At 69.8% G+C, this 21,870-nt stretch carries 20 protein-coding genes; 14 read left to right on the forward strand and 6 right to left on the reverse strand.

Annotated elements, in window-relative coordinates:
* Positions 1–22 precede the first annotated feature (22 nt).
* The gene (locus tag F8O04_RS10120) at positions 23–553 is read right to left on the reverse strand and encodes a MarR family winged helix-turn-helix transcriptional regulator (protein ID WP_158029271.1); all 531 of its coding nucleotides are present in this window, start codon (positions 551–553) and stop codon (positions 23–25) included.
* A 267-nt stretch (positions 554–820) separates the two neighbouring features.
* Between F8O04_RS10120 and F8O04_RS10125 the strand changes: the two genes are divergently transcribed.
* From F8O04_RS10125 to F8O04_RS10160, 8 genes are all read left to right on the forward strand, one after another.
* Positions 821–1,696 (forward strand): transketolase, encoded by an 876-nt coding sequence (locus F8O04_RS10125; RefSeq protein WP_158029272.1) that lies wholly within the window; start codon positions 821–823, stop codon positions 1,694–1,696.
* On the forward strand, positions 1,693–2,652 hold the full coding sequence (locus F8O04_RS10130) for a transketolase family protein (RefSeq protein WP_158029273.1): 960 nt from the start codon (positions 1,693–1,695) through the stop codon (positions 2,650–2,652). The genes F8O04_RS10125 and F8O04_RS10130 overlap by 4 nt, the downstream gene beginning before the upstream one ends.
* A 113-nt stretch (positions 2,653–2,765) precedes the next feature.
* Positions 2,766–3,863: a zinc-dependent alcohol dehydrogenase gene (locus F8O04_RS10135; protein ID WP_158029274.1), complete on the forward strand. Its 1,098-nt coding sequence runs from the start codon at positions 2,766–2,768 to the stop codon at positions 3,861–3,863.
* Between the two features lie 38 nt (positions 3,864–3,901).
* A complete protein-coding gene (locus F8O04_RS10140; protein ID WP_158029275.1) occupies positions 3,902–5,404 on the forward strand; it encodes a sugar ABC transporter ATP-binding protein in 1,503 nt (500 codons plus the stop codon).
* Positions 5,391–6,383: an ABC transporter permease gene (locus tag F8O04_RS10145; RefSeq protein WP_158029276.1), complete on the forward strand. Its 993-nt coding sequence runs from the start codon at positions 5,391–5,393 to the stop codon at positions 6,381–6,383. Before F8O04_RS10140 ends, F8O04_RS10145 begins: the two co-directional genes overlap by 14 nt.
* A 119-nt stretch (positions 6,384–6,502) precedes the next feature.
* The gene (locus F8O04_RS10150; RefSeq protein WP_158029277.1) at positions 6,503–7,471 is read left to right on the forward strand and encodes a sugar ABC transporter substrate-binding protein; all 969 of its coding nucleotides are present in this window, start codon (positions 6,503–6,505) and stop codon (positions 7,469–7,471) included.
* Positions 7,472–7,548: 77 nt separating this feature from the next.
* A complete protein-coding gene (locus tag F8O04_RS10155; RefSeq protein ID WP_158029278.1) occupies positions 7,549–8,337 on the forward strand; it encodes an SDR family NAD(P)-dependent oxidoreductase in 789 nt (262 codons plus the stop codon).
* Positions 8,337–9,245 carry a sugar phosphate isomerase/epimerase family protein gene (locus F8O04_RS10160; RefSeq protein WP_158029279.1) on the forward strand — a complete coding sequence of 303 codons (909 nt, stop codon included), beginning with the start codon at positions 8,337–8,339 and terminating at the stop codon, positions 9,243–9,245. Before F8O04_RS10155 ends, F8O04_RS10160 begins: the two co-directional genes overlap by 1 nt.
* Before the next feature lie 32 nt (positions 9,246–9,277).
* On the opposite strand, the gene F8O04_RS10165 is transcribed toward F8O04_RS10160, so the two are convergent.
* The 4 genes from F8O04_RS10165 to F8O04_RS10180 all read right to left on the reverse strand — a co-directional run bounded on the left by F8O04_RS10165 (position 9,278) and on the right by F8O04_RS10180 (position 13,300).
* A complete protein-coding gene (locus tag F8O04_RS10165) occupies positions 9,278–9,937 on the reverse strand; it encodes a PadR family transcriptional regulator (protein ID WP_158029280.1) in 660 nt (219 codons plus the stop codon).
* Between the two features lie 141 nt (positions 9,938–10,078).
* Complete coding sequence (gene ligM, locus F8O04_RS10170; RefSeq protein WP_158029281.1) at positions 10,079–11,482, reverse strand: vanillate/3-O-methylgallate O-demethylase; 1,404 nt, start codon at positions 11,480–11,482, stop codon at positions 10,079–10,081.
* A gap of 61 nt (positions 11,483–11,543) precedes the next feature.
* A complete protein-coding gene (gene purU, locus F8O04_RS10175) occupies positions 11,544–12,398 on the reverse strand; it encodes a formyltetrahydrofolate deformylase (protein WP_158029634.1) in 855 nt (284 codons plus the stop codon).
* 17 nt (positions 12,399–12,415) lie between these two features.
* Positions 12,416–13,300 (reverse strand): methylenetetrahydrofolate reductase, encoded by an 885-nt coding sequence (locus tag F8O04_RS10180; RefSeq protein WP_308420199.1) that lies wholly within the window; start codon positions 13,298–13,300, stop codon positions 12,416–12,418.
* Positions 13,301–13,414: 114 nt separating this feature from the next.
* On the opposite strand from F8O04_RS10180, the gene F8O04_RS10185 reads away from it, so the two are divergent.
* Positions 13,415–14,260, forward strand: coding sequence for an aminotransferase class IV (locus tag F8O04_RS10185; protein ID WP_188726381.1), 846 nt, complete (start codon positions 13,415–13,417; stop codon positions 14,258–14,260).
* Positions 14,245–16,581, forward strand: a complete 2,337-nt coding sequence (locus tag F8O04_RS10190; RefSeq protein ID WP_188726382.1) for a chorismate-binding protein — start codon at positions 14,245–14,247, stop codon at positions 16,579–16,581. The genes F8O04_RS10185 and F8O04_RS10190 overlap by 16 nt, the downstream gene beginning before the upstream one ends.
* Positions 16,582–16,607: 26 nt before the next feature.
* Here F8O04_RS10190 and F8O04_RS10195 read toward each other — a convergent pair whose 3' ends face one another.
* Positions 16,608–18,617 (reverse strand): beta-N-acetylhexosaminidase, encoded by a 2,010-nt coding sequence (locus F8O04_RS10195; RefSeq protein ID WP_188726383.1) that lies wholly within the window; start codon positions 18,615–18,617, stop codon positions 16,608–16,610.
* 151 nt (positions 18,618–18,768) lie between these two features.
* On the opposite strand from F8O04_RS10195, the gene F8O04_RS10200 reads away from it, so the two are divergent.
* The 4 genes from F8O04_RS10200 to F8O04_RS10215 all read left to right on the forward strand — a co-directional run bounded on the left by F8O04_RS10200 (position 18,769) and on the right by F8O04_RS10215 (position 21,857).
* The gene (locus F8O04_RS10200; protein ID WP_188726384.1) at positions 18,769–19,737 is read left to right on the forward strand and encodes a class II glutamine amidotransferase; all 969 of its coding nucleotides are present in this window, start codon (positions 18,769–18,771) and stop codon (positions 19,735–19,737) included.
* Between the two features lie 103 nt (positions 19,738–19,840).
* The gene (locus F8O04_RS10205) at positions 19,841–20,293 is read left to right on the forward strand and encodes an FAS1-like dehydratase domain-containing protein (protein WP_158029286.1); all 453 of its coding nucleotides are present in this window, start codon (positions 19,841–19,843) and stop codon (positions 20,291–20,293) included.
* 26 nt (positions 20,294–20,319) lie between these two features.
* Positions 20,320–20,799, forward strand: coding sequence for a MaoC/PaaZ C-terminal domain-containing protein (locus tag F8O04_RS10210; RefSeq protein WP_158029636.1), 480 nt, complete (start codon positions 20,320–20,322; stop codon positions 20,797–20,799).
* Complete coding sequence (locus F8O04_RS10215) at positions 20,796–21,857, forward strand: UDP-N-acetylmuramate dehydrogenase (RefSeq protein ID WP_158029287.1); 1,062 nt, start codon at positions 20,796–20,798, stop codon at positions 21,855–21,857. Before F8O04_RS10210 ends, F8O04_RS10215 begins: the two co-directional genes overlap by 4 nt.
* Positions 21,858–21,870 lie beyond the last annotated feature (13 nt).

Genomic DNA, 21,870 nt, shown 5'->3' on the forward strand with positions numbered 1-21,870 from the left:
CGCGTCAGGAGGGGCGTCGCCGCTACAACCCCTTCGGCTCTCGGAATCCCGCTTCGTCCGTTCGGGCCAGCAGTTCGCGAAGCAACGCATTGAGGTCGGCGACGCGCTCGACGTCGATGCCGTCGAGCACGAAGTCCTGCCCGCTCAGCGAAAGCGGCAGCATCCGGTCATGCATGTCGGCCCCCGCGGGGGTGAGATACAGCGGCCGCGAGCGCCCGGGCGCGTGCGAGACGACGATGAACCCGCGCGCGATGAGCGTCGTCACGCTCTTCGAGATGATCGCCTTGTTGACGGCGATGAAGTCGGCGATCTCGGTGAGGCTGAACCCCGGCCGGATCGCGAGGGCCGAGATCACGCGCCAGTCGTTCGTTCCGAGGTCGAAGCGCTCGCGCAACAGCCGCGACTCGCGCCACACGAGCTTGTTCGACAGCAGCGCGACGAGCCGCGGCATGAAGTCGTCGGGGTCGATGGTGGCCGCGAGCGGCTCGGTCAGCGCGTCCGCCGGCACCGACTGCGTCACGGTCTCGGCCGGTCGCGCGCCTTCGTCGCTCACGTGTCTCCTCTCGCCGAGCTGGGGCAACGAGAGTGAGCCTAATGCGGCCGGGCGCCGTGCCGTCGCGAGCGCTCGCCCCGGTTGGGCCGTCGGCGGTTCGACCCTCCTGGGGGCGCGCACGCCCTCATGAGATTAAGGGTTTACCTGTAAACACAATCGGGTTACGCTGCTGGCGTCGAGCAACCCGCGTGGCCGCCGTCAACGTTGACGGAGCATGCCGGGGGCTGCGCGGCATCGACACCGTTCTGCGTCGAAGAGGAGGCATTCATGGGTGAACACACGCCGGCGGCCGCCGAGCGGCCATCGGTCGCCGAGCTCGAGGAACGCGCGTACGAGCTCCGCGAGAAGTTGCTGCATCTGTGCGGCACGTACGAGGGCGCGGTGCACATCGGTGGTGACCTGTCTGCGGCTGATGTGCTGACGGCCCTGTTCCAGTACGGGATGCACGTGGATCCATCCGATCTCCGCAACCCCGAGCGCGACCGGTTCGTGTTGAGCAAGGGGCACGCGGCGGTGTGCATGTACATCGCGATGTCGATCCGCGGGTTCTTCGACTTCGACGGCATCGTCGACACGTACGGGAAGCTGGATAGCGCGTACGGCATGCATCCGTGCAAGGTGCAGCTGCCCGGTGTCGAGGCGTCGACGGGGTCGCTCGGGCACGGGCTACCGCTCGCGGTCGGCATGGCGCTGAGCGCCAGGGGGCGCGGCGAGGCGCATCGCGTGTTCACGCTGCTCGGCGACGGCGAGACGGGCGAGGGGTCGGTGTGGGAGGCCGCGATGGCCGCTCGCAGCAACCGGCTCGGGAACCTCGTGGCCGTGATCGACCGAAATCGGCAGCTCATGACGAGCTTCGCCGAGGAGCGGGTCGTGTTCGAGCCGTACCCGGATAAGTGGGCGGCGTTCGGCTGGAACGTCGTACAGGTCGACGGGCACGACATGTCGGCGCTCGTCGGCGCCATCGACGGGTTGCCGTCGTCGTCGTCGGAACGACCAACGGTGATCATCGCGGAGACGGTGAAGGGCAAGGGCGTGGATTTCATGGAGCACAACCTCGCGTGGCATGCGGGTCGCTTGGGGGCCGCAGATCTTGAGCGGGCGATGGCGTCGCTCGCGGCGTCGCGGAAGGAGCGGGTGGCGTGAGTACGACATTCACCTTCGGCGAGATGCTCTCGGCCCGGTCCGTGATCGGGTCGACGCTCGCGGAGCTCGGGGAGTCGCACGAGAACCTCTGGGTGCTCACTCCCGACATCGGGGCGACGCTGGTCGAGTTCCGCGAGAAGTACCCCGACCGGTTCATCGATGTGGGCCTGGCCGAGCAGGCGTGCGTGGGCATCGCGGCCGGGCTCGCCTACGACGGCAACCTCCCGGTGGTGTCGGGGATGCTGCCGTTCCTGTCGATGCGGGCGCTGGAACAGATCCGCACGGACGTGTCGTACCCGAACCTGCCGGTGAAGATCATCGGTACCCACGGCGGCCTTGTCGGGAACGGTGGATCGACGCACTACGCGGTCGAGGACCTCACGTTGCTCGGGGCGCTGACGAATATGACCGTCACCAGCATCGGTGACCCGCTCATGGTCGGCGACATCCTTCGCCAGTCGATGGACATGCCGGGCCCCATCTACATCCGCCTCGCGGCGGGCAAAGCAGACGCGGTGCTCTACCAGCCGGGCGAGCACGACATCCGCATCGGCAAGGGCATCGTGGCGCGAGATGGCGCTGACGTCACGCTGTTCACGCACGGCACGACCGTGCTCCAGGCCCTCAACGCGGCGGACGTGCTTGCCGACGAGGGCCACTCGGTGCGGGTGATCGACATGTTCACGATCAAGCCGATCGACGCCGAGCTCGTGCTCCGGTGCGCCAGTGAGACCGACGGCCGGTTCGTGGTGCTCGAGGACCACCTCGCCTACGGGGGCCTCGCGACACGCATCGCCGACGTGCTCGCCGACAACGGGACCGCGCTGAACGCGTTCGAACGTCTCGGCATCCCCCAGGTCTACGCCGGATTCGGCGATGACGAGGAACTCCGCGAAAAACACGGATACGGCCCGAGCGCCACCCTCGCCGCACTCCGGCGCGCGGTCGCGAAGTAGCGGCAGGCCGCGCCCCGGCGCCCGGCCGGCAACCGGGGAACGACGCGCCCGCGACGCCGGCGTCCGGCGACGGCGCGAGGAAGAACCACCCTTTCGACGCGAAGGAGCGACGAATGAAAACGGTAGCGGTCACGAAGATCGGCAGCCTGCGCGACCCCGACGAGGCCGCGCGGGGCAGGATCGGCATCGTCGACCTGCCCGCGCCAGAGCTGGGGCCGGAGGACGTGCGCATCCGCGTCGCGTATTCGGCCATCTGTGGTTCCGACCCGCACCTCGCCGAAGGGTTCTTCGGCACGGATGTGCCGATCGGGCTGGGTCACGAGCTCTCGGGCGTCATCGAGGCGCTCGGCGCGCAGGGTGGCGTCGTCGCCGGCCGCGGGCGCCTGAAGGTCGGCGACCGGGTCGCCGGCAACTTCCTGCGCTTCTGCGGCTCGTGCCCGCCGTGCGTCGACGGGCGCCAGCAGTTCTGCGAGCGCATCGGCGACTACAACCGCCCGGGCATGGCAGAGACGGTCACGTGGCACGAGTCGCAGGTGCACGTGCTGCCCGAGACGGTCTCGCTGCGGCACGGCTGCATCCTCGAGCCGACCTCGGTGGCGGTGCGCATCGCCGACAAGGCGAACATCCGCGTCGGCGACCGCGTCGTGATCTGCGGCGGCGGCCCGATCGGTCAGCTCGCCCTGCAGGTGCTGAAGCGCGCCGGCGCGACCTCGCTCACCCTCATCGAGCCCATCGCCGAGCGGCGCGACATGGCGCTGCGCCACGGCGCCGAGCACGTCATCGACCCGGTGGGCGGCGATCTCAAGGCCGAAGCCGACCGCATCACGGGCGGGGCCGGTTTCGATGCCGTCATCGACGCATCCGGTTCCCCCCGCGCGGTCGCCGGCCTGCTCGACCTCGCCGCGCGCGGCGGCACGGTCGTGTACGGCGCGATGTATCCGGAGACCTACGAGATGCCGCTCAACCTTTCCGACCGGCTCTACCTGCAGGAGCTCACGATCACGGGGGTGTTCGTCTCGCCCTACGCCTTCCCGCGCGCACTGCAACTGCTGCCGCACCTGGAACTCGACGAGCTCACCGAGGCCGTTTTCGACCTCGATGACGCAGCAGAGGCGTTCCGCGTGCACATCAGCGGCCGGTACGCCAAGGTCCTCATCCGCTGCAACGATCTCGACGCGCACGACCCCCCGAATGCGGCGGGCGCCTCATGACGCGGCCCTCCCCGAATCGTCCCGCGCCAGCACCTGCCATGGTCCCGGCGCTCGAGGCCAACGGCATCGTGAAGCGCTTCGACGGTGTGCTCGCGCTCGACAACGCGCACCTGGACGTGCTGCCGGGCGAGATCCATGCGCTCCTGGGCGAGAACGGCGCGGGAAAGTCGACGCTGATCCGTGCGCTCACCGGTGTCCTTCCGCCGGATGCCGGTGAGATATCGCGAGACGGGGAGCACGTGAGCATCCCCAACGTTCGTGCCGCGAACCACGCGGGTATCGTCGCGCTGTACCAGGAGATCTCGATCATCCCGAGCATGACGGTCGCTGAGAACATCGTGCTCGGCGAGCGGACGCCGGCCGCAGCGGGCTTCGTCGATTGGCGCCGTCTGCACGCCGAGGCGAACCGTCAGCTCGCGCGCCTCAACCAGCGCATCCCGCTCGGACGCCTGGCGGGGGCCTTGCCACCCGTGAAGCAGACCATGGTCGCAATCGCCCGCGCGCTCGCGACCGACGCGAGAGTCCTGATCCTCGATGAGCCCACCGCGTCGCTCACCGACACCGAAATCCGCGACCTGTTCGAGACGCTGCGGCGCCTCCGCGCGGAGGGCGTCGCGATCGTGTACGTGTCGCACCGGCTGGATGAGGTCTTCGAGCTGTGCGACCGGCTGACGGTCATGCGCAACGGGCGGACCATCGTGACCCGCACCGTGGCAGAGACCACCATCGACGAGGTGATCTCGACCATGGTTGGACGCCGTGCTGACACGATGTACCCCGACCGCGGCACGGCGACGTCGCGCGAGGTGCTGCGCGTCGAAGGGCTGTCGGGCCATCGCGTCGTCGACGCCTCGTTCTCGGTCAACGCCGGTGAAGTGCTGGGGATCGGTGGCCTCGCCGGTTCGGGCCGCAGCGAGCTGCTGCGGTTGATCGCCGGCGCCCAGAAACGAACGGCCGGCCGGGTCCTCGTCGATGAAGAGCCCGTCGGTCGCTTCGGCGGTGTCGGGCGCGCCCTCAACGCCGGCATCGCACTCGTACCGGAAGAGCGGCGCAGCCAGGGGGTCGTGCTCAACCGGTCGATCCAGGACAACATCGCGTTCGCCAACCTCGGCGCCCTCAGCCGTATCGGGTGGATGTCGCAGCGCGCCGTCGCCGAGCTCGCGCGCACCGGACTGGCGAACTTCCAGGTCAAGGCCCGCGGGCCAGGTCAGCCGGTGGGTCAGCTCTCGGGCGGGAACCAGCAGAAGGTCGTGCTCGCCAAGATGCTCGCCCGTCAGCCGAAGGTGCTGCTCATGGACGAGCCGACCCGCGGCATCGACGTCGGCACGAAAGCCGAGATCTACCGTCTCATCCGGCAGCTGGCGGCGAACGGAACGACCGTCATCGCGGTGAGCTCCGAACTTCCCGAGCTGATCGGCCTGTCCGATCGCATCATGATCATGCACGAGGGGCGCATCGCCGGGAGCGTCGGCGCCGACGGCGCCGATGACGAACAGCTGCTCGCGTACGCCTACGGAAGGGTCACCGATGACCGCCACTGAATCGACGACCGCGCCAAGCGCGCCTCCGCAGCCGAGCGAACGCCCATCGATCGGCGTCTGGTTCTGGCAGGGCGGCACGATCATCGCCCTGCTCATGCTGATCATCGTGTTCGGCGCCATGCGACCTGACGCGTTCCTCAGCGTCGGTAACATCCGGAACATCCTCGAGCAAGTCGCAATCCTCACGATTATTGCGGCAGCGCAGACCGTCGTCATGGTGGTCGGTGACATCGACCTCTCGGTCGGGACCAACGCCACGCTCTCGGGTGCGACCGCTGCCGTGCTCATGACGACGGCAACGCCGACTTCCGTCGCCATCATCGCGGGTCTGGCCGTCGGCACGCTCGTCGGGCTTATCAACGGTGTGCTCGTCGCCTATATGAAGCTGTCCGCCATCGTCGCGACCCTCGCAACCATGACGACCGTCGGCGGCCTGGCGTTCATCGTCACGGGCGGCACGACGCTCTACGGCATGCCGGACGACTTCCTCTGGATCGGTCAGGGGCGCCCGCTCGGCCTTCCGACGCCCGTGGTCTTCGCCGTCGTCGTCGCCGTGCTCGCCTGGGTCGTGCTGCGCTTCACGACGCAGGGCCGCCGCTGGTACGCGATCGGCGGTAGCGCCGAGGTCGCCAGGCTCTCGGGAATCGACGTCCGACTCGGTCGCTGCCTCGCCTTCACCGTCGCCGGCATGCTGTCGTCCGTCGGCGGCATCATCCTCGTGAGCCGGCTCGGCAGTGCGAGCGCCACCTCGGCCAACAACTACATGATGTTCGCAGTCGCGGCCGTGTTCCTCGGCATGACGATCCTTCGCTCGGGCCAGGCGAACATCGGCGGAACGCTTGTCGGCGTCGGCATCATCGGCGTCATGAGCAATGGTCTCAACATCCTGGGCGTCAACACGTATGTGCAGGAAGTGCTCACGGGCATCATCATCATCGCCGCCGTGACGATGTCTGCCGTCAAGTCCCGACAACACTGAGCGGCTCGGGCGTTCGGCTCATCGGAGCTGTCCTCGCGCGCCGATCGTGCTGGGCGCATCCCTCTTCACCGGCGGCGAAGCCGCCACATTCCAACGCAGCAGTATCAAAGGAGAACAGCATGCGTACGAAAACCCTGATCGGCGCGGGCCTCGCCCTCGCCACCGCGATCGGCCTGACCGGATGCTCCGACGCCGCGGGCGGCGACCCCGACGCGTTTACCGTCGCGGCGTTCACCGCGGGCTACGGCACGCCCGTCGGCAAATCGACCCTCGATCGCTTCGTCGAAGAGGGGCAGGCGCTCGGCTGGAACGTCACCCTCTACACGAGCGACTTCGACTACGACAAGATCAATACGGACGTGCAGTCCGCGATCACGCAGGGCGCCGACGCCGTGCTTGCCGGGTTTCCCGACCCCCGCCAGATCACGCCGCTCGTGACGGCTGCGAACGACGCCGGCATCCCGATCTTCTCGATCGACGGAGGCGTCGAGCCGAACGATGACTTCGTGCTGGACGTGACGACGAACCAGCAGCAGATCGCCGACCTCACAGTCGGCGCGATAGACGACGCGCTCGGCGGCCTGGCCGACAAAGACATCATGGTGATCGGCCATGATCCGCACGTCGGCATCATGACGCGGAGCAACATGGCGCTCGAGGCGTTCCAGAGCGCCGGGGCGAACATCGCCGGCGGCGAGATCCGACAGGTGCTCAGTCCCGGTACTTCGCAGGAGGAGGCACTCAGATTCGTCACCGACTACCTGCAGGCCAACCCTGAGGGACTCGACGCCGTGTGGTGCGGCTGGGACCACGCGGCGATCGGCGCGGCGCAGGCGATCAGCGAGGCCGGACGCGACGACATCGTGGTCACGGGCGTCGACGCGGTCGGCATCGGTCTTGACGCGATCTCGTCAGGCGGGCCCATGATCGCGACGGTCGTGCAGCCGTGGCCCGATGTCATGCAGACCGTGATGGATGCCATGGGCGAGTTTGCCGCCGACGGCACGTTGCCGAGCGAGAACTTCGTCGCGGTCGACGTCACGCTCGTCGACAGCTCGAACGTCGACGAGATCGAGCCGACCGACTAACGGCCGGTTGCTCGCCGCCGTCCCAACGGCATCCCACCGATCCTCCGAACCATCACCACGCTGAAGGGAACACACACATGACGAAGCGACTCGAGGGCAAGGTCGCCCTCATCACGGGCGGAGCGAGCGGCATCGGGCGCGCGACCGTGGAGAAGTTCATCGCCGAGGGCGCGAGCGTCGCGATCGCCGACATCGACGTCGGGCGGGCGCAGGAGGTCGCAGACGCCGTCGCGACGCCGGCGGGGGAGGGCCGAGCGGTCGCCGTCGGGGTCGACGTCTCGTCATTCGCCGAGGTCGAGGCGGCCGTCGCATCGGCCGTCGACGCGTTCGGACGGCTCGACGTCATCTTCAACAACGCCGGCATCGCGGGGGGCAAGCCGTTGCTCGACCACGACCCCGAGGTCGACTACGAGCCGATGATCCGCGTCGACCAGCACGGCGTCTACTACGGCATCCTCGCCGCCGGCCGGCAGTTCCGCGATCAGGGCGGCGGGGGCGTCATCATCAGCACCTCCTCCGTGTACGGCGAGCACGGTGCTGAGCTCTCGTTCACCTACAGCGCCGCCAAGGCCGCGGTCATCGCCTTCACCCGTTCGGCTGCGTACGAGCTCGCGCAGTACGGCACGCGCGCGGTGGCGATCACACCGGGCCGCGTCGCGACGCCGATCATCAATCAGTTCTCGGACGAGCTGCGGGCGACCTTCGCTGCCGAGCAGCTGCGCGGCGCCCTCACGCAACCGGAAGAGATCGCCAACGTCGTCGCCTTCCTCGCCTCCGACGAGGCGAACGCGATCAACGGCACCGTCGTGCAGGTCGAGGACGGCTACTCGTCGTTCAAGCAGCGACTCGACCTGCCCGAGTTCTGATGGCGCCCGATCCGGTCGGCCGGCAGCCCGGGGACGGGACGATCGAGCTCGCGTGCCATCTCAACGTACTCATCGCGGGGCTCGGCGACGGCGAGCTGCTGCCCGCGCTCGCCGCCCTCGGCGAGCACGGGTGCGCGGCGGCGGTGCTGCCTCCCGTCGATCCCGCGGCCGTCGACGTCGAGGCGCTGCGCGGGCGGTTCCACGATCATGGCATCGTGCCCATCCCGATCGCCGGGCAGACGGTCGACGCCGACGTCTCGTCGCGTGATCCCGCCGTGCGCCAGCGCGGAGCGGACGCCCTGCGGGCCATGGTCGCACTGACGGTGCGGCTCGGCGGCGACCAACTGAATGGCGTGCCGTATGGCCGCTTCGAGTCGCCGGCCGGTCCCGTCGACGACGACCGGATGTTGCACGCCGCCGACGAGGTCGGTCGGGTCGCCGACGAGGCGGCCGACCAGGGCGTGCTCATGACCTTCGAGGTGCTGAACCGCTACGAGACGGCGGCGATCAACACGGCGGCGCAGGCGGTGGCGTTCGCGACGGCATCGAGATCGTCGAATCTTCGCGTGCACCTCGACTCGTTCCACCTCAGGGTCGAAGAGCCCGACCCAGCCGAGGCCGTGCGCTCCGCCGCGCCATGGCTCGGCTACCTCGAGCTCGGCGACGCAGGCCGCGGAGCATTCGCGAGCGATGCGGCGCACGTGCGCTCGGTGCTGGCCGCCGCCCTCGAGGCCGGCTACCGGGGCAGGGTGGGGGTCGAGGCGTTCTCACGGTCGATCCTGCCCGAGGCCGCGGCCAACCATCTCAAGATCTGGCGCGCGCCGTTCGACGACGGCGCCGCGCTCTTCGCCGAGGCGGCGCAGGTCATCCGCAGCGAAGCCGCCGCCTCGGGCGTCGCGGTGGCGTAGCGGCGAGCAGCCGCGCGCCGGTCGAGTGCGCCCTACGACGCGGCGGAGGTCTCGACCCCCGCACCGGCCTCGGCGTCGTCCCCACTCTTCTCCCCGGCCTCGACGTCCGCTTCGCGCTCGAACCGATCGACCAGCTTCAGCCCGCGCTTCGCCCACGCGATCTCGGTCTTCGCCCGTTCGACGAGCCCCTCGTACGTGAACCGCTTGTAGGCGATCGTGCGCTCGCGGTCCTCGTCGCGCGTGACGGCGAGGCGGCGCTGCAGCATCGAGTTGGTGCTCGAGTCGATCATGACGAGCTCGTTCTCCCAGCGGCTCAGCTCGCCCTCCCAGTGGGCGATGTGCGCGCGGAGGAAACCGCGGGCCGCCTCTGGGGTCGCAGCCTCGAGGTAGGAGGCCCGCAGATTGGCCGGTTCGCGCACGCGCTGATAGTCGGGCGTCTCATTCATCCAGTCGATGAACGCTTGGTCGCCCGCGGGCGTGATGTGGTAAACGCGGCGCGTGCCGCGGGTACCGCGCGCCTGCTCCTCGGCCTCGATGAGGCCGTCAGCATCCATGCGGCGAAGCTCCGGATAGATCTGCGAGTCGGGAGCATGCCAGACGTGTCCGACCGAGACCGAGAACTGCTTCTGCAGGTCGTAGCCCGACTGCGGGCCGACGCGCAGCAGCGCGAGCAGGGCGTAGCGCAAGCTCACGGGGACGCTCCCTTCGAAAAAGCGTGTGTGGAGGTGTCCGGGCGGCGCGTGGTCCACCATCGCCCGAAACACCAGAGGGGGCGGGGCAGTCGCCCCACCCCCTCCGCTCGCGCGAATACGCGAGGGTGCGGTGTTGTTCGGCTAGTCGGTGTAGCCGGTGCGCCAGCCGCCCTGGTAGGTCTCGCGAGCGACCGTCGAGTAGGGGACAGAGCTCACGACGGCGCGGACCTCGGTCTGCTCGTGCGGCTCGACCGACGCCTTCTTGGTGCCGCCGTTCGGCTCACCCCAGACGATCTTGAGCTCGGCGCCCTCGGGCACGTCAGGGTTGACGGCGCCGAGCGACAGGCCGCGGCGCTCGTTCGAGCTGTAGCCCGTGAACATCGAGTAGCCGACCACGTTGCCGTCGGCGTCGATGACGGCGTCGTAGTTCGCCGAACCGTAGTTGGCGAGCGGGAGGTCGAAGAACTTGTAGTTGGGGCCGTCGACGTTGAGGAGCGACGTCCACACCTTGCCGAGGTCCTCGGCGTTCCACGCGAAGGTGACCTTGCGGCGCTGCGCGGCCGGGTCCATCTTCTCGAGCGCGTCGCGGCCGATGAAGTCGTGGTCGAACTTCACGAACGAGCCGTAGCCGAGCTCCCACGGCGTCATGTAGTAATCCTCGATGTTGTCCGACACGAACGAGCCGGCGAGCGTGCCCGTCGCCTCGTAGCTGTCGACACCGAGCCACTCGCGGTAGCCCTGCTCGGCCTCACCCGTGTAGATCGCGGGAAGCGGCGAGGGGATCCAGCCCGACTCGAGCGTGTTCGAGGGGTAGGCGCGCGAACCGACGGGCAGCAGGCCGAACTCGGCGCCCGCCTCGACGATCGCGTCGCGGATCTCGTCGTGCTCGGCGTAGGGGCCCCAGATCTCGAGGCCGGGGGCGCCGGCCATGCCGTGGCGCAGCGTGCGAACCTGCTTGCCGGCGATGGTCATCGTCGACATGTTGAAGAACCTGAGCTGCTCGAGCGGTCCGCCGTTGAGCTTCTCGATGACATCCCAGGCGCGGGGGCCCTGGATCTGGAAGCGGTAGTAGCGGCGCTGCACGGCGTGGCCGTAGGGGCGCGATGGCGAGCGGCGGTCGACCTCGATCTCGAGGTTCTTGTAGTCGCCGGTCTCACCGTGGTACATGAGCCAGTTCGACGCGGGGGCGCGACCGACGTAGACGTACTCGTCCTCGCTTTCGCGGAAGAGGATGCCGTCGCCGATGACGTGCCCCGCTGCGGTCGTGGGGACGTACTGCTTCGCCTTGTCGACGGCGAAGTTGGCGACCGAGTTGATCGCCGTGTCCGAGATGAGCTTGATCGCGTCAGAGCCCTTCAGGAACACGTTGTCCATGTGGTGCGACTGGTCGTAGAGCACGGCCGTGTCGCGCCACGCCTTTTGCTCCTTGATCCAGTTGGTGAAGTCGGCGGGCACGACGGGGTAGATGTACGAGCCGATCTGCGAGTTGCGCAGCAGTTCGACGGCACTTGTCTCGTCGAGCAGCTCTTGGAGGTTGTTCGCCACTGTGGGAACCTTCCGTTTCTCGGTGTTGCGGTGGTGGATGGTGGGGTGCGGACGTCGTCGTCTAGAAGACGATGGTGTGGTTGCCTTTTCGGATGACGCGGTCTTGGGCGTGCCAGGTGACGGCGCGCGAGAGGACTTCGCGTTCGACGTAGGCGCCGCGGCGTGCAAGGTCGACCGCGGTGTCGGCGTGGGTGACGCGCACGACGTCTTGCTCGATGATGGGGCCCTCGTCGAGTTCCTCGGTCACGTAGTGGCTCGTGGCTCCCACCAGTTTCACGCCGCGTTCCTTGGCCTTCTTGTAGGGGCCGGCGCCGATGAACGCAGGCAGGAACGAGTGGTGGATGTTGATGACCGGCACGCCGACCTTCTCGATGAAGTCGTTCGAGAGGATCTGCATGTACCGGGCCAGCACGACGAAGTCGACGTTGCCCGCGAGGAGCTTGAGGATCTCGGCCTCCGACTGCGACTTGTCCGGGCCGTGCTGCGAGGGCACGTGGAAGAACGGGATGCCGAAGGTGCGAACGTCATCCGCGGTCACGTCGTGGTTCGAGACCACCATGGGTACCGTCACGGGCAGCTCGCCGCGGCGGTGGCGCCACAAGAGATCGAGCAGGCAGTGGTCCGACGTCGAGGCGAGGATCGCCATGCGCTTGGGCACTGACTGGTCGGTGAGCTTGAACTCCATGTCGAACGGCTTGAGCGTGGAGGCGAGCTCGCTCTCGAGCTCTGGCAACGCCGCGGTCAGGTGTGGGCGCGTGAACACGACCCGCTGGAAGTAGTCGCCCCCGTCCGGGTTGTCGGTGTACTGGTCGAGCGACACGATGTTGCACTCGTGGCGCGCGAGCAGGCCCGTGACCGCCGCGACGACGCCCCGCTTATCGGGGCCGTACACGATGAGGCACGCGTGGTCACGCATGGCTTCGGTGCGGGCGTTCACTTTGCGGCCTCCTGCCTCGCGGTGAACTCCTGCGCCCACTTCGAGGTGGCCGTCATACCGCCGAACGTGTAGAAGTGCAGGCCGACATCACCCGCCGACTCCTTGGCGGCGAGCAGGTCACCGAGCTCGGTGATGAACTTGTCAGGACCGGCCGTGCCAATCAGATTGGTGAGCGAGAACCCGTACTTCTTCACGATCATGGCGTTCGCGCCGACACCGAAGCGCTTTGCGAAGTTGATGAGTCGCTTGATGCCGGCCGGGCCCGGCGTGCCGATCCGGATCGGGAAGTCGATCCCGCGGCCGCGAACGTCGTTCACCCACGAGGCCACCGGGTCCGTGTCGAAGCCGAACTGCGTGAGGATCACACCGGAGAGGTTCTGCTCGCGAAGCGACACCGCCTTGCCCTCGAGCTCGCGCCACAGCACGTCGGACGCGATGTCGGGGTGTCCCTCGGGGTAACCGGCGATCGAAACGTCTTCCACCCCGTACTGAGGCAGCAGGCCCGACTGGATGACCTCGAGCGACGAGCCGTACGGGCCCATCGGCTCGGCAGGATCACCGCCGACCGAGAAGATGTGCTTCGAGGCACCGATCTCCTGCAACGCGGCGAGGAACTCGGTCAGCTCGGCCTCCGAGTGGAGACGGCGAGCCGACACATGCGGAACCGGCGTGAAGCCGAGCTCCAGCACGGCCTTCGACGCCGCAATCCGCATCTCCAGATTCTCATTCCCGAGGAACGTCACATTCACGCGGGTTCCTGCCGGAAGCAGCGGCGCCGCCTCCCGCAGATCATCGATATCCTTCTGCTTCCCCGTCATCTCAACCGAAAAGTCGCTGATGAGGCGGAGGGCGTTCGCGGGCGTTGTTTCAGGGTTCGTCACGTTCGATCCTTACGTCGCAAGGCGCTGCACTGCGCTGCGATCGAATATACCTATCGACATAGGTAACGGCAAGGGGATGTTCCCGGCCTCATGCGCGACCGGCACAATGGTGCGATGACCTCCGACCGCGACGCCGCGCCGACGCCGCCCCCCGAGTCGCCGACAACCGTCATCGATTCGTTCCTCGTGCGGGACGGGCGCGCCGTGCGGGCCGGTGCGCATCTCGAACGCTTCGTCGCCGCGCTCACCTCGGCGTTCGGCACGGAGGCGCCGTCGCGAGCCGCGGTCGAGGTGGTCTGGGGAGAGGGCATCGCATCGATTCCGCGCGAGGGCGACTGGTTCCCCCTCTTCCAGGCTCGTCGCATGCTCGAAGCAGAGGCGAGCGGCGCCATCGCGCTCGACGTGTCCGTGCGCCCGGCACCGCCGTTGCGCACGACGACCCGGCTGGCGGTCGCCGGCGACCGGCGGCGCTTCCCGCTCCTCAAGGGCGCCGACGGCGAGCGAACGGCGAGCGACCGAGGAACTGCGCGCGAGGCCGGCGACGACGATGCGCTGTACGTGGATGCCGCGGGGCACGTCATCGAAGCGGCGAACGGCGCGGTCATCGGGTGGCGTCATCGCCCGGCCCAACCCGACGGGCCAGCGCTGACGCTGGTGCTGCCCGACACGGATCGCGCGCTGCCGAGCACGACCGTCGCGGCCATGCTCGACACGCTGGGCGTTCCTGCTGGGCCGCCCCCGGCGCCCGACGCGGGGGCGACGCCAGACGCGCATCCCGTCCCCCCTGCGGCGGTCAGCGTCGAACGGTTCACCCCCGCCGAGGTCGACGAGCTTTGGTACGTCAACGCCCTCCACGGCATCACTCCGGTCGTCTCGGTCGACGGCAGTTCCCGCACCCACGACGAGGCCCTGCTACGCGCGTGGCTGGATGCAGCCGAAGGCTGGTGGCAGCCACTGTGATCGTCGTCCTCGACAACCGAGACTCGTACACCTACAACCTGGTTCAGCGCCTTCGCGAACGCACCGACCTCGAGGTGCGGGTCGTGTCCGCCGACGCCGGCGATGAGGCGTTGCGTCTCCTGGCCGCCGACGAGGTGTCGGGCGTCGTCATCTCGCCGGGACCGGGGCACCCCGACCGCGCGGGCGACTTTGCGGCCTCAGGAGCCCTCATCGACGCGGTGCTCCGCCGTGCGGGGGACAACACGCCGACGCCGCTGCTGGGCGTGTGCCTCGGGCATCAGGGTCTCGCCCGTCGGTTCGGGTACGAGGTCGTGCCGGCGCCCGAGCCGCGGCACGGCTGGTTGAGCCCCCTCCGCCATGAGGGCGCCGGCCTCTTCGAGGGCATCCCCGCGGACACCCGGGTGACGCGCTACCACTCGCTCGCGATCGTGCCAGGCCCCACGCCGTCGCCGCTCCTCCGCGTGACCGCGCGCAGCGAGGACGCCGTCATCCAGGCGTTCGAGATCGAGTCGACCCCGTGGTTCGGCGTGCAGTTCCACCCCGAGTCGATCGCGAGCGCCGATGGCTCGCGAGTCCTCGCGAACTTCATCGCGGTCGTCGAGCGGTTCGCGCGCCAGCGACCCGGCAGCGTCCAACCGACGCTCGAAGCGACGCCGCGCGAGCGCACCGTTCCGGTCGCGGTGCCGCGGCCGGCCGCGGCCGGGCCTCCCGGCGCAGTCGGAGGCCCCAGCGCCGAACCGGCAACACTCCACGTTCGCACGCAGCGCCTCGGACTCGAGGGCTTCGGCATCACCGCGCGGGCGGCCGCGCGCGCGATCGTGCGCAACGTGCTCACGCGCGGACGCGGATCGTTCTGGCTGGAATCGGCGCTCGTCGACGGCGACGACTCGCGCTGGAGCGTGCTCGGCGACGCCAGCGACGTGGTCGGTGACGGCAACGCGTACGTCCTCCGGTTCCGCCTCGACGAGCCGGTCACGGGGGCGGCACGTCACGGGGGGAGCGCCGTCACCGGCACGATCGTGCGCGACTCGTGGTCGAGCGGCAGCGCGATGTCCGAGCCCAGACGCGTGGCCTTCGCCTGCGACGACCCGTTCGCCTGGCTCGAGGGGCGGTTCGCCGCAACGCGCATCGATGGCGGCGAGGACCTGCCATTCCGAGGCGGGCACATCGGCTATTTCGGCTACGAGCTCGGCCTGCGGGAGCTCGGCGTCGCCGCGGACGGGGCATCGACGCCGGATGCGTGCTGGGTGCGTCCGTCCCGCTACGTCGTCATCGACCACCGCGAGAACACACTCACGGTGTGCGTCGCCGGCGCCGACACGAGTGTCGCCGACGCAGCACTCCAGAGCGAGGCGCGCCGCGTCTCCGACGCGCTGCGTGCCGCCGCCGGTGCACCCGGCGTGGCAGAACCGGACGGCCGATCGCGAGCATCCGCCGACACCGCAGGCATGACCGGCGGCGCCGGCGAGCCGGTCGTCGACGGGTCGTGGCGTGACGACCGCGCCGCGTATGCGGCGAAGATCGAGGCCTGCCAGCGGGCGCTGCGCGCGGGCGACTCGTACGAGCTCTGCTTGACCACCGCCTTCGAGGTGGATGCGGCGATGCGGATCGACGCGCTCGAACTGTTCGAGGACCTCGCGCATCGGCACCCCGCGCCCTACGCGGCGCTCGTCGAGTTCGACGACGGCGGCGAACCGGTCGCGATCGTGAGCGCGTCTCCCGAGCGATACCTGCGCGGGCGTGACGGACGCTACGAGACGAAGCCGATCAAGGGCACGGCCGCGAGGAGCGACGACCCCGACGACGACCGCCGCGCCGCGGCCTCGCTCGCGACCGACCCCAAGACGTACGCAGAGAACCTCATGATCGTGGACCTCCTGCGCAACGACCTCGGCCGCGTCTGCCGCCCCGGGAGCATCGAGGTCCCGGCGCTCATGCGGGTGGAGAGCTACGCATCACTGCACCAGCTCGTCTCGACCGTGCGCGGCGTCGCTGAGCCGGGCGTCACATCGCTCGACGTGACGCGGGCGCTGTTCCCTGGCGGCTCGATGACGGGGGCGCCGAAGCAGCGGAGCGTCGAGATCCTGGCCGAGCTCGAGGGTCGCCCGCGCGGCGTCTACTCCGGCGCGCTCGGTTGGCTCAGCGCCGACGGGCAGACAGAGCTGAGCATCGTCATCCGAACCGCGGTCTTCGCCGGCGGCCGGTGGACCATCGGCGCCGGCGGAGCGATCGTGCTCGCGAGCGAGGCCGGGGCCGAGACCGACGAGGTCGAGCTGAAGGCGCTCGCGCTTCGCCGAGCGATGGCGCGCGTCGCCACGTAGCGCCTGCGGGCGCCGAGGCCGGAGGTCTAGCCGTGGCCGCCTGGCCGGGTCGGCAGGCCATCGGTGTCGGTGCCAGGTTCGGCGCCGGCGCCCGGTCCGCTCCCGGACCCGCGCTCGTCGCGCCCGGCGCCGACTCGCCGGAACCGCACGACGAGCAGCACGGCCATCACGATCACCGCGATCGTGGCGACCACCACGCCGGCGGTCAGCAGCAGCCGGTTCGAGATCGCCGCGGCGCCCTCCGTCTCCTCGGCAGGCGCCGATGGGCCGGCGTCGACCGACGGCAGGTCCGGCGGCGCGATGGGCGCGGCGTGCACGCCGCTCAGCCCCGCCGGTGCCGGGCCGATCGCGACGGCTGCGTCGACCAAGTCCGAGAAGGCGATCTGCGCATCCGGGTTCATGGAACGCACTGACATGGCCTGGATCGGCAGACGCGCCCGCTCGAGCACCTCGTCCTCGGTGAGCGCCTCCGGGATGTCGCTCCAGATCGCGAACATCGCGCCCTCGATCGCATCCGGGCTCACGGCATCGTCGCCGGCCAGCAGCGTGGGTCGCCACTCGTCGAGAATCGCCTCGCCCGTCGGATAGGCGTACCCGACGCGCTCGCCGAGCACGAAGTACAGGTATTCGTCGTTGACGTTGATCAGCCGGTGGCCGGCGTCGGCGAACGCTGCAGCCGGGACCGAGCCGGGCGGCCTCCTGGTCCAGTGCGCCACCTCGATCGCCGGGTCCAGTTCGACGATGCTCGCGCGCAGCATGCCGTCGCTCCACACCCGCGTGGTGAAGCCCAGATCGGCGAGAAACGTCGCCGTCTCGTTGACGAACGCGGTCATGGCGTCGAACGCCGTCGCATCGGGCCCGTACGCGGCGCGCGCCGCAGCCGTCAGGAGGGCGACCTCGCCGTCGTCGTCGAAATCGACGAACTCGTCGGCTCCGAGATTCCACTGTCCCGGCTCGAAGATCGCCGCGTACTCGGCGATGAGCTCGCGCGCGAACGCGATCGCCTCGGGGTTCGTGATGTCCAGTGCGCCGTACACGGGCGAGCCGTCGGCCGCGAGCAACCGGTACTGCGGCAGCGCCTCGAGCACGTGCTCGAGGTGTCCGGGCATGTCGAGCGACGGCGTCACGGTCACGTGCTGCGCCTCGGCGTAGGCGAGCAGCTCGCGCAGCTGGGCCTGTGACAGCACGGTCGGCGACTGGATCCCTGGGTGCGTCGTGCTCTCGAGCGCGAAGCCCTCGAACTCGCTGACGTGCAGCTCGAGCTCGTTCAGGCCGTTCCAGGCGAGCTCGTCGACGAGTTGCTTGAGGAACTCGAGCGAGTAGGTCTTCCGCGCGATATCGAGGTGCACCGAGCGCACCTCGGTCGCGGGCACGAAGTCGTACAGACCCGCCGGCGCCTCCCCGCCGTGGGCGGTGAGCAGTTGCAGCAGCGCCCGGCTCGCGCGGAAAAGCCCGGTGTCGGTGCGCGCGCTCAGCGCCACCCCTGTCTCGGCGTCGATCTCGAGGCGACCCGCCTCGTCCGGCTGACCGTCCGGCGGCTCGGCAAGCGTGCTGCTCGTCGTGCGGAGGCGGATATCGGTCGGCAGCGCCACGTCCTCCGCCTCAAGCGGCGTCACCGTGTGCAGCTCCGGCGGCGTTGTCATGACGTCGAGCGCGACGAGTTCGGCCGCGAGGCGCGCCGCCTCGGCCGCGAGCCGTTCAGGGGCGGTCGACGGTTCGGTGTCGGGCACGGCGCCGTCCGCCGGCGCGCCCGTGAGGCCGTGAGGTGGCGCGCTCTGGGCGGGGAACAGCTCGGGCTGCTCCGTGACGATCAGGATGCGTGTGGTCGCGTCGGGCCGCCACTCGCCGTCGGCATCCACAACGGCGGTGGGCTGCGGCACGAGCGCGGGCACGTTCTGCGGGGGAGCGGGCGCGGCCGACGCCGAGACCGCCGCGCCGCCGGGCAGGGGGGCGAGGATGGCGCCGAACAGTGCGCCGAGCGCCACGAGGGTCGCCGCGCGGGATCGGGCGGCGACGCGGCGGTGCGGGGGCTGCATGCCCCAATGCAACCGCACGTTCGGCACGATGACCAGACTGGGCCGGGCGCGAACGGAGTGTCACACGACGTCACCGCCCGAGCGCGATCGGCCGGGCGCGAGGCAAGATGGAGCGGTCTGTCCGTCCCGACCGCCTGAACGGAGTCATCGCATGTGCCGCTTGCTCGCGTACGCAGCCCCGCACGCCACGACGGTCTCCGAGGTGATCGGCGAGATGCGCAGCGATGCGTTTCAGCACATGACCACGGTCCACAGCGACGGCTGGGGCACGGCGTGGCTCGCGGCGGGCCCGGGCGAACCCACGCCAGAGGTGGAATCGCTGCGCATCTCCACGCCCGGGCAGGACGATCCGGTGCTCACCACGATCCTGCGCGACACGCCCTCGCCCGCGCGTCTCGTGCACCTGCGGCTCGCGACCGACTCGCACAAGCGCACCATGACCAACACGCACCCGTTCATCGCGGAGGGCATCGCCTTTGCCCACAACGGCACGATTTCGCCAACGTCGCGCTTTCACCGGCTGCTCGAGCCGTCGAGCTTCGCGGGGGTGAGCGGCGACACCGACAGCGAGCTCTACTTCGCCCTCGTGCGGCAGTACGCGCGGCGCCTCGGCTCGCTCGGACGCGGCCTCGTTGAAGCGGTCGGCGTGCTGCGCGAGGTGTTCCCGACCGCAAGCCTGAACGCCACGCTCATGAGCGAGAACGAGCTGCTCGTCGTGCGGGCCTCGTCGACGGCGCACGTCACGGTCGACACATTCGCCGAGTACGGCGTCGACGTAGACCTGCTGCCGATCGACCACAACGACGACTACTACCGCATGAAGATGCTCCGGCGAGCCGACGGCACGACCGTCTTCGCGTCATCCGGCATCGACCAGGACGATTGGCAAGAAGTGCCGGACGACACGGTCACCCGCATCGACCTCCGCACGCTCGACTTCGCGCAGCGCTCGGTGCTCGCCGCGGGCACCGGTGAGGCCGTCGAGGCCGACGAGCGGGCCGCCGAAGCCGTCGAAGCAGCGGCCGGCGAGCCATTCGCGGGCGTCGGGGCCCAGGCGGGGGGCGCGGCCTACGCTGATCCCGTCAGCCTCGAGGAGCACCGCGCGCGCCGCGCGAGCTGACGGATCGACCTCGGCGATTCGCACGCGGCACCGGCGACCGGGGTCCGGGGTCCGTCGCACCACTGACCAGGGCGCGGGCGTCCGTGGCTCATAGGATGGTCGGGTGAGTGACTCCCAGGGCCTCGTGGGCCGCCGCTATGAACTGCCCGAGCCGTACCTCGTGGGGCGCGAGCACGTGCGGGCCATGGCGCGCGCCCTGTTCGCGACCAATCGCATCCACCTGGAGGTCGAGGCGGCCCGGGCCGCCGGCTACGCCGACGTGGTCGCGCCGACGACGTTCCCCGCCGTGCTGCAGGACGCCTGCATGCAGTTGTTCCTTGCCGACCCCGATGCCGGCATCGAACTCCAGAACGTCGTGCACGGCGACGAGGGGTTCCGCTACGAGCGCCCCATCGTCGCGGGTGACGAGCTGCGCGCCGTCCTCGAGATCACGAGCATCAAGTCGCTCGGCGGCAACAGCATGATCGCCGCCGACACCGTCGTGACGGATGCCGATGGCGGTCACGTCGTGACGGCGACCGCAACCCTTGTCGTGCGCGGGGAGGTCGCGGCATGAGCCGGGGGGCGAGCGAGCAAACGACGATGCCCGCGGGCTGGGACGGGCGGGCCGCCGAGGTTGGCGACGCCGTCACGGCCCCCACGACGATGACGTTCACGCGCGACTCGCTTGTGCGCTACGCGGGCGCCTCGGGCGACTTCAACCCCATCCACTACCGCGACGACATCGCCACGGCGGTCGGACTGCCGGGCGTCCTCGCGCACGGCATGCTCACCATGGGCGCCGCGATCCAGCCCCTCGTGCAGGCGCTCGGCGACCCGGCCCGCATCGTGTCGTACTCGACGCGGTTCACGAGGCCGGTCGTGGTCGACGCAGATGAGGGTGCCGAGGTGACGATCGATGCCCGCGTGGGGCAGACAGCCGGCGACGACGGCGTCGGTCGCATCGACCTGACGGTGACGTGCGCGGGGAAGACCGTGCTGGGCAAGGCGCAGGTGCGAGCCCGGTTCGCGCCCGGAACGGACGGCGACGACGAGACCGACGCGCGGGCGGCGACGCGATGACGGTGCGACTCGCCGACTACACGACGACCCGCGTCGGTGGCCCCGCGCGGCGGTTCGAGACCGCGACGACGCGGGACGAGCTCGTCGAGCGTGCCCGGCGGCTCTTCGCCGAGCACGACGAGCTCGTGATCCTCGCGGGCGGGTCGAACACGATCGCCGGCGACGACCCCATCGACCGGCCGGTCCTCCACATCGCGACGCGCGGCATCGAAACGGTCGATGACCAGCGTGACGACGCCGGCACCGTGCTCGTGGTCGCCGAAGCGGGAGAGCCGTGGGTGGAGCTCGTGGACATGGCGGTCGCCCTCGGTTTCGCCGGGATCGAGGCGCTCGCGGGCATTCCCGGCTCGGTCGGGGCCGCGCCCGTGCAGAACATCGGCGCCTACGGTCAGGAGGTGGCGTCGACCCTGCGCCGGATCGAGTTCTACGACGCCGACCTCGACGAGGTCATCTGGATCATGCGCGACGACCTCGGTCTCGGCTACCGCACGAGCGCCCTCAAACGCGGTGAACGGCGCGGGGTCGTGCTGCGCGTCGAGCTCGAGCTGCTCGACCTGCCGGACGACCTCGGCGCCCCCATCGCGTACGCGCAACTCGCGTCGGCACTCGGCGTCGACGTCGGCGAGCGCCTCCCCGTCCTGCGCGTTCGGGACACGGTGCTCGGGCTGCGGGCCTCCAAGGGCATGGTGCTCGACGCGAGCGACCCCGACTCCGTCTCGTCGGGTTCGTTCTTCGTCAACCCGGTCGTTTCGGTGGCGTTCGCGCGCGAACTGCCGCGTGATGCGCCCCGGTACGCGCAACCGGCCGCGCCCGACGGCACCGAGCTCACCAAGCTCTCGGCCGCCTGGCTCATCGAGCAGTCGGGTATCGGCAAAGGCTTCTCCCTGCCGGGGTCGAGCGCCGCGATCTCGTCGAAGCACACCCTCGCGATCACGAATCGCGGCGGCGCCACCGGCGAGGAGATCGCCGAGCTGGCCCGCTATGTGCGGGTCAGGGTCCTCGGCGAGTTCGGCGTCGAGTTGCAGCCGGAGCCGGTGCTGCTCGGCATCGAGCTCTAGGTCCGACCGCCAG

The organism is Pseudoclavibacter endophyticus (assembly GCF_008831085.1).
Lineage (GTDB): Bacteria > Actinomycetota > Actinomycetes > Actinomycetales > Microbacteriaceae > Pseudoclavibacter > Pseudoclavibacter endophyticus.

Bases quoted from the DNA above. Each gene is read 5' to 3' on its own strand.
- F8O04_RS10155 (WP_158029278.1), top strand. From the start codon at position 7,549: ATGACGAAGCGACTCGAGGGCAAGGTCGCCCTCATCACGGGCGGAGCG.
- F8O04_RS10200 (WP_188726384.1), top strand. From the start codon at position 18,769: ATGTGCCGCTTGCTCGCGTACGCAGCCCCGCACGCCACGACGGTCTCC.
- F8O04_RS10125 (WP_158029272.1), top strand. From the start codon at position 821: ATGGGTGAACACACGCCGGCGGCCGCCGAGCGGCCATCGGTCGCCGAG.
- F8O04_RS10215 (WP_158029287.1), top strand. From the start codon at position 20,796: ATGACGGTGCGACTCGCCGACTACACGACGACCCGCGTCGGTGGCCCC.
- F8O04_RS10195 (WP_188726383.1), bottom strand. From the start codon at position 18,617: ATGCAGCCCCCGCACCGCCGCGTCGCCGCCCGATCCCGCGCGGCGACC.
- F8O04_RS10150 (WP_158029277.1), top strand. From the start codon at position 6,503: ATGCGTACGAAAACCCTGATCGGCGCGGGCCTCGCCCTCGCCACCGCG.
- purU (WP_158029634.1), bottom strand. From the start codon at position 12,398: ATGCGTGACCACGCGTGCCTCATCGTGTACGGCCCCGATAAGCGGGGC.
- F8O04_RS10145 (WP_158029276.1), top strand. From the start codon at position 5,391: ATGACCGCCACTGAATCGACGACCGCGCCAAGCGCGCCTCCGCAGCCG.
- F8O04_RS10160 (WP_158029279.1), top strand. From the start codon at position 8,337: ATGGCGCCCGATCCGGTCGGCCGGCAGCCCGGGGACGGGACGATCGAG.
- F8O04_RS10135 (WP_158029274.1), top strand. From the start codon at position 2,766: ATGAAAACGGTAGCGGTCACGAAGATCGGCAGCCTGCGCGACCCCGAC.
- F8O04_RS10140 (WP_158029275.1), top strand. From the start codon at position 3,902: ATGGTCCCGGCGCTCGAGGCCAACGGCATCGTGAAGCGCTTCGACGGT.
- F8O04_RS10185 (WP_188726381.1), top strand. From the start codon at position 13,415: ATGACCTCCGACCGCGACGCCGCGCCGACGCCGCCCCCCGAGTCGCCG.
- F8O04_RS10210 (WP_158029636.1), top strand. From the start codon at position 20,320: ATGCCCGCGGGCTGGGACGGGCGGGCCGCCGAGGTTGGCGACGCCGTC.